Source organism: bacterium, from assembly GCA_021372535.1.
Taxonomy (GTDB): Bacteria; Latescibacterota; Latescibacteria; order Latescibacterales; family Latescibacteraceae; genus JAFGMP01.
Map to the genome: position 1 here is coordinate 1 of JAJFUH010000094.1, position 7,735 is coordinate 7,735.

The window sequence follows — 7,735 nt, forward strand, 5'->3', positions numbered from 1 at the left end:
CGGATCCGGACCGAGCATGGTTGCCACGCTCCTGAAAAGCCGCGATATGAGCCACAATGATTTAGATGCGATCAAACGGCTCATCGCGGAGCACGAGAAGGAGGAAAACTCATGAGGCTGATACCTGTGCTGCTTTTTCTCGATACGGTCGGTTTTCATGTCATACGTGTCATGGTATCGCTGCTCTGGCAGTCCTCGATTCTGATAATGGGCGTTCTTGTTCTCACGTATTTTCTCCGTCAGCGCCGGGCTTCGATACTGCATGTGATCATGGTTTCGATGATGATAATAGTTCCGCTGATTCCTCTGTTTGCATGGATCGTTTCCTCGACCGGAACTCCGCGGGCTCCGATCAGGGTCATTCCGGGTTATACTGTGCCGGAAATGAAAACGGTTCTCACCGAAAGCTCCACAGCGCTTACGGAGACGGAATCCATGCGATTGGGGAAAACTCCGGTCATGTCAGAACCGGCAGCCGCCGATGAAAGGACAGCGGTCAAAGAGGCGCTTCCCCAGTTTCCCGTCACGCAGGACGGTCAGGCGCGTCGTTTCCTGCCCGCATCGTTTCCGTGGGCGATGGGACTGATCGTATACTGCGCAGGCGCCGCGATGTTTCTGTTCATGACAATCATGGGAAGGCTCCGTATACGGCGCTGGCTTTTGTACAGCAGTGTTGTGACCGACGGGGAGATGCTCGGGATTTTCCGGCGCGCGCGTAACCGTCTCGGGCTTACGCGGGATTTCGTGATCGTTGAAACCCCGGAAATCGAAGCTCCCATGACCATCGGAACGATACATCCCGTCGTGATGCTGCCCGAGGGATTCTCCGAAGACCTCGATGAAAGCGAGCTCGAGGCTGTTGCGCTCCATGAGCTTGCCCATATCAGGCGCTTTGACTCGCTGACGCTGGGAATCGTCTCCTACCTCCGTGCAGCGCTCTTCTTTCATCCGCTCCTATGGGCTTCTGCCCGCCGTATCGAAACGCTTGCGGAACATGCGTGCGACGATGCCGTTCTCGATGCGCTCGGAGAGCCCCTGTCATATGCGAAAATGCTTGCCCGTATCGCGGAGAATCTTCCCGTTCGGGCGATTCAGACCGAGCTTGCCACGGGTATCATTTTCTCGAGGAGTGCTTTCTTCCGCCGTGTCGAAGCGATTCTTTCCGATCGACGCGATCACATACGAAAACTTTCGCGGCTGGCTCTCGCCGGAACCGTTGCAGCCGCTGCTTTGACGTTTGTTATCGCTCTTGCGCTGCCCCTCGATGAGACGGGTAAAAAGAGCGGGAATGTAGACGTTTCCGGTATTGTGGTATTTGAGGATAAAACAATTCCTGACGCCGAAATCTATCTTAATGACCTGAATCACAGGACATTGGTAAAAGTATCCAAAACGGACAGTAAAGGAGCCTTCTCGTTCGAAATGAACAGTTCACTGCTCGAAGCGGAAAAGGACTACCGGCCGTCCGTTCTCGCCTACAGCCCCGATTACGCCGTGGGATTGGTTCAACTCGGACGGTACACCGATCCCGGCAATCTGATTGTCAGGCTCGACAACCGGATAGCCGTTTCCGGAACGGTCAGGGACGAAGCAGGAAAACCTCTTGCCGGTGCGGATATCAATGTTGTTTCACTGGGTTATTCAAATGCGGGTAATTTCAATTATACCCTTTTCGATGTGGCGTCTCTGTCCGCGCTGAGGGTGAAGTCAGACGGGAACGGCAGTTTCAGACTTCTGAATATTCCCGGGGGAAGAATGCTCATGTTTTCCGTAGCGAAAGGCGGATATGCAACTGCTGTTAAAATAGTTACGCTGGCTGCAGATCAGTCTGTCGATATTTCCCTCGCTCCGGCCGTAAGCCTGTCGGGAACGGTACAGTATGGCGATTCGGGCAAACCTGCGGCAAATGTCAGAATTTCGACCCGTTATCCGCCTGCGACTCCCTTGTTGACCGCCGAAGTCAAAACCGACCAGAACGGCCGATACACTATCCCGAATCTGCCATCCGGTCCCTACACGCTCCATGTGTACGCGGAAGGGAAATGGACTGCCCAGCCCCGGCAGAACATCGAGGTGAAGCCCGGTGAAAACCTGGACAATGTCGATTTCAAGCTCATCGGGGGCGCTGTGGTCAAGGGAAAGGTCGTTGATGGAGTCACGAACGAGCCTATCGCCGGTCACTGGATCGGGTACAAGGATCTGACGGTTACCGATTGGATGCCGTCTCTTTACACGGTCTTGACCGATGAGAACGGCGAGTTCTTCTTTACCGTTCCGCCGGGAAAAGCGAGGTTCCAGACAGCCTCGCCGGACAGGTACCAGCTCATAGAGTTGGCAGCGCGGGACACGACCGTTGCCGAAGGGAAGGTATATTCGCTCGACACCTTCGTTTTCGAACCGGGAATCACGGTGCGCGGCACAACCCGTACGTATGATGGCGCACCTGTTTCCGGCGTTGTCATCACGGGGGAAGTCGGTATCAATCTCGTATCCGACAGCAAGGGCAGGTTTGAGCTGGCGGGTCAGTCGCCGGACGGGAAGCTCACGCTCTACGCTTCACACCCGGAAAAGAGTCTTTCTGGCAAAGTCGATATCGTTATCAAACCCCGAATCGAGGTGGAGCTCCTGCTCGATGAATTCGGTAAAACATCTGTCGAGGGACGTGTGGTGGATAACGAGAACAAACCTATCCCCAATGCCGCCGTGCAGCTTGTCAGCTGGAATGATCAAAACCGGGGTACGGTCGAGAAAACGGCCATTACCGATAAACAGGGCAAATATCGTTTCGATGGTCTCACTGTCGGGAAAACATATTTGGTCGCCGCGAACGCAGACGGGTACATCATGCCCAGTATTTTAAAGGACGACCAGTTTATCGCCGACAAGGATATGCAGCCCTTGAAGGATTTTGTCATGACAAAGGGCGACCGATGGATCGAGGGCACGATCACCGATGAAAGCGGGAAACCGGTTTCAGGAGTACGTGTCTCTGTACAACAGGGTTCCGGTCCCTCCATAAGCGCCGAAACCGACAGCCATGGACACTACAGGCTCGACAACCTTTCAGGCAGCACAATCCGTCAAATGCAGGTTTCTTATACACCGTACCAGGGTAGTTACACGTATGAATATATTTCAACCAACATGCCATATGATTTTGTGTTGAAGAAAGGGAAATACTCGCTATTGGGAACAGTGGTCGATACTGACGGGAAACCTGTTGAAGGTGTGAGTTTGTATACCCGGGATCAATATCATGAAGCCGGTACTTTCTGGGTATCGACACGTACTGCGGGCGATGGCTCTTTCCGTTTCGACAGCCTCATGAACGATACGGTAAAACTTTACTTGTCAGCCCAGCAGGGAGACAAGAGGGGAGAGCTGAAATCAAAACAATACGGTCCCTATAAAGCCGACGGTACTGCTGTCACGGTGGTTGCGGAATGGGAACAGCCTGATGCAGCACCGGGCGGTCTGGTCGAGGCAGCCTCGCCGTCCGCGAGACCGTACGAGGCGAAACTGCTCAGGGTGAAGCCGCCCATACGGCTGGATGGCGAACTGGGGGACTGGAAAGGTATCGGTGCCACGCCGATGACGATAACGGAGAGCAATCCGGAATCCATGGGTAATGTCGGCGCGCGACAGCAGCAGTCGAAAGAGGATATTTCGGCTGACTTGCAGTGCATCGCGGACGGCGATTTTATCTATATCGGGATCGATGTCACCGATGACAATATCGTTTTCAGACAGCCGAATTTCGAGTACCCGTTCTCACAGGACTGTATCGAGCTCTTTTTCGACGGGAAAAACACGCATGCTCATCCCGCACAGATTTTTTTGACCGCCTTTGATGACGGTCGCATATTGCTGAGCGGACGAAATCCCGTAACCGATGAAAAATACATGTACTTCTGGGAAGCTGTCGGTGTACAGGCGGCGCTCAAAAAGAGCCGGAAAGGCTATGTGGCCGAGCTCGCGGTTCCGTGGAGTGCCCTGAAATGGGCCGGATGCGAGCGGGGCAAGCCTCTGGGGATGAATATGCGTGTGTATGACAGTGATATGGATGGGGATGCGTACAGTCCGCTGAATCTGATCGAGTGGGTCTCTGTTCCGGGCATGAAATATCAGGATGTGACCTTTGCCGGACGTCTGTCGGACGATGTTCCCGAATGGTATTCGCCGAACTGGCAGAAGCTCAACCTCGTGTTTTCATTCATCGGGCAGAAAAATTATAACGACGCCGTGACCACGCTGAAAGAAGCGGGTAATGATTTCTGGGTGAATCCGATACTTGCCGATGTTTTACAGAAGATGGGACGTCCTGATGAGAGTGCGGTCGCCATCGGGAAAATCATTGAGCAGGCTGGTGACGGATGGCAGGCTGATGCGTGTATCAGGAGTCTGTGTAATAATGCGAATCAGCTGTTTCATCAGAGGGATTATAAATCGGCCATATCGTTATTACAGGCTGCACAGACGGTAAAACCCTCGACTGTCATGTCTTACCAGGCTCATCTCCTCCTCGGGAAATGTTATTTCATGAACGGTGAGTATGAAAAGGCCGAAACAGAATTAAAAGAACTCCTTAAGAACAACAGTGTTAAGGATAAGAATATCGAGACCGAGGTCGCGGAAACGCAGAGAGTTATCAATGCGCTTGACCGTATAATAGCGCAGAAGCGCTGATATAGGTAGGCCACTTTGAGTGTTATTCTGATTAAGTGATTCACATTCTAGTCTGTATTGTATTGAAATTCTTGAAGGAGAAACCGCAATGAGATACTCTGCCCGTACAACACGGTACCTGTGTGCCGTCGCAGTACTCATCATGATGCTGCACGCTTACTCCGTATCCTGTGCCTGACTGGGCTGTTGGCCACAAGGGTTTGGCCGTACAGGGAAACATAAGCTGGTCGGCGAGCTGTCGCCTGAATTCACCCTGAAAAATTGTGAAGGCAAGAAATGTGTGCTTTCCGGTTTCGAGGGGAAGGTCGTCGTCATTTCGTTTTTCGGGACATGGAGCGAACAGTGCGGGTACTATGTCTCGTGCCTCGAAGAAATCTATTCTACTTTCAGGGACAATGATCTCGTTGTAGTCGCTATTACTGCGGAGAGCGACTGCGAGGTTGTCAAAAAGTATTGTGACGAGAAAGGGATAACATTCCCCGTTCTTGTCGGAGGCAGGGAAGTGTTCAGACAGTACAAGACAGGAGGTATTCCCGATATACTCTGTGTCGATACCCATGGGATTGTACGGTACCGGACTGTCGGGTATAAACCCGGAACCGAAGATGACCTCAAGACCGTGGTAATGATACTCATGGAGGAAATCGATCTGTTTACATTGAAATAGGCAGTTCTTTTCCGGTGATTTACAAATATCCGGATGTACGGATACCACGTCGTATAATCTGGAAAATCATGAAAGGGGGTGTGGAATACACACCCCCTTTTGACATTCTTCTTGATTTGACTCCCGGAGTATGCATACATTCTCATAACGACTGCTGATGGCTTACTGAAAAAAGCGATGTTTGCATGGTGAGAAAACAATTATGCCGCTAAATCCGGTATTGAATGTCCGAGCCCGCATGAAAATTATCTGTTGTGTATTCGCGGTATTCCTTTTTGTTTTTGCTTCTGTCTTTGCCGACTTCCTCACCGATGCCAGCCTCCCGTTTACGCGAATCGATCCGGGGATCGTCATTGAAAAATATCCCATAGCGACACCTGTTAAGAACGGACCGTTGAAAATCCTGTTTTTCGGCAGCCGTGATACGGTCGGTCAGGCTGTTTCAGGGATAGCGGCACGGCTTGAATGCCGTTTCGAGGCCGTTCTGACTGAAAGCCGCACACAAATCGGCGCCCGGCCATATATGAGCACGGACGAAGCGGACATTCTCTCGGAGAATGCCATTCTTGAACGCGCTGTGACATTACTGCGTGAGCGGTGGGATGTAATCTGGCTCGATTTCGGGCTCGACGATTTACCAGAAAGAGTCAGGTTGGCGATGTTGAATAATGTCGACAGAGGCGCAGGACTCGTATGTGTCGGAAACAGCAGACAGCTTAAAAAATATGCTTCCGGAAGGAAAGGAGACACCCGTCAGCTCGAAGCAGCCGTTTTCGCCAAGTTCAAGCCTGTTTGTGCCGGAAAACGGGGAATCGGGCTTCTTGTCGCGATGCCGCAGCCATATCTACGGGGCAGCGCAAGGGATGTCGCCGATTATCATACCTCCGCGGTCAACGCGGTTATGGTCGCCTCGGGGAAAAATACGGGAATCGTTGTTACGAAAGTACCAAAACCGGCGCGGATATATCCTCTGGACGGGCTGACCGGAAAGTATTACCGGGTATATCTGTATAACAACGGCGACAAGCGAGATATAAAATTTCACATGCGTTACAGAAATGACAGCGGACATTTGACCGCGGAATTGATGAACTCCTATATCGTCGAGCACGGGAGAAGTTATGTCAAAATAACGTTTCCGTATGTACCGATCGGTGTTTATTCCGTCGATATATCGCTTTTTGATTCCGGAGGAGTTACCGCGATTGCCGGAACATCCTTTGCCGTAACTTCACGGATGTTTATTTCCGAAATCGACTGCTGGGAACGCATCGCCCGTGAAGGCGGAGACATAAACGGTGTCGTGCGGCTGTCACAGGGACTTCAAAAGGGGATGAAACTGGAATTGGAACTGGTCGATGGCTGGGGCCGCCTGATCGGTCAACAGGTATTCTCTTCTGACAACGATCTGAATAACGACGGGCTTGAATTCACGCTCCGTCATCATAAAGAGAGGTCGCTCACTGCCCGCGCCCGCCTGTACCGTGACGGGGAGCTTGTCCATGAACTTGAGAAGCCCGTTTTTACCATGAAAGAGTTCGATGCGCGGAAGTATTCCCTCATTGTCACCGATGACCTGGCATCGGAGGTGTCGAGCCGTGAGCGTTATAAGGTTCTCGGCAGGGCGGGCGTTACCGGTATCGATATAGATTTGACCGGTATCGATTCCACCCGGAATGCGGTACGTATTGCACAAAATGCCGCAGGCAGCGGTTTGAGGATAATTCCCCGGATCGCGCGGATCGAAAATACCGAAAACAAACCGGTCATGAATCCGGTCATTACGACGGTGGATTTCAATGAAAAACTCGATAAACGTGTCCGGGCTTTTGCCGACACGCTGAAACATCTCTCGCCGTTTGCTTTTTCCATCGGCGGGACGAACATGCTGACTCCCTACGAGGTCGATGTCGGTTTTTCGACAAACGATGTCGAATCGTTCCAGCGATATCTGGAGAGCAAGTACAAGTCGATAGATACGCTCAATCATGCATGGAGAACGAATTACACGTCCTTCAGGGAGGCGCAGCCGGTTACGTTCGACGATGCACGGCTGACCGATAACTATCCTGCCTGGCTCGATACGAGACTTCATATGGAGGCGGTATTCACGCTCGTTCACAATGTCGCGACCGAATCGGTCTATCATGTCAAATCCGATGCAAAAGTGGGTATCGAAAGTTTCGACGATGTATGGAGCCCCTTTAGAGGTTTTAATCTGTACGAGCTCACCGGAATAGTATCTCTGGCTGTTACTCCACAGGATGAGGGCTATGGACTACCCGGCGACTGTTCCGTGTCCGCGGCGGTAGCGTCCTTTGCGATTCCTGGGTCGATAACGGGGCTTTCGGTAAACGGCGATGCATCGAGCAGGGGCAGCGA

At 52.0% G+C, this 7,735-nt stretch carries 3 protein-coding genes; all 3 read left to right on the plus strand.

What is annotated here, in order from left to right; genetic code table 11:
* Nucleotides 1-111 precede the first annotated feature (111 nt).
* Nucleotides 112-4,686, plus strand: coding sequence for a carboxypeptidase regulatory-like domain-containing protein (locus tag LLG96_09040; protein ID MCE5250351.1), 4,575 nt, complete (start codon nt 112-114; stop codon nt 4,684-4,686).
* A 235-nt stretch (nt 4,687-4,921) separates the two neighbouring features.
* Nucleotides 4,922-5,353 (plus strand): TlpA family protein disulfide reductase, encoded by a 432-nt coding sequence (locus LLG96_09045; protein MCE5250352.1) that lies wholly within the window; start codon nt 4,922-4,924, stop codon nt 5,351-5,353.
* A 238-nt stretch (nt 5,354-5,591) separates the two neighbouring features.
* Nucleotides 5,592-7,735: hypothetical protein (locus LLG96_09050; GenBank protein MCE5250353.1), on the plus strand; the 2,144-nt coding region annotated here is incomplete at its 3' end.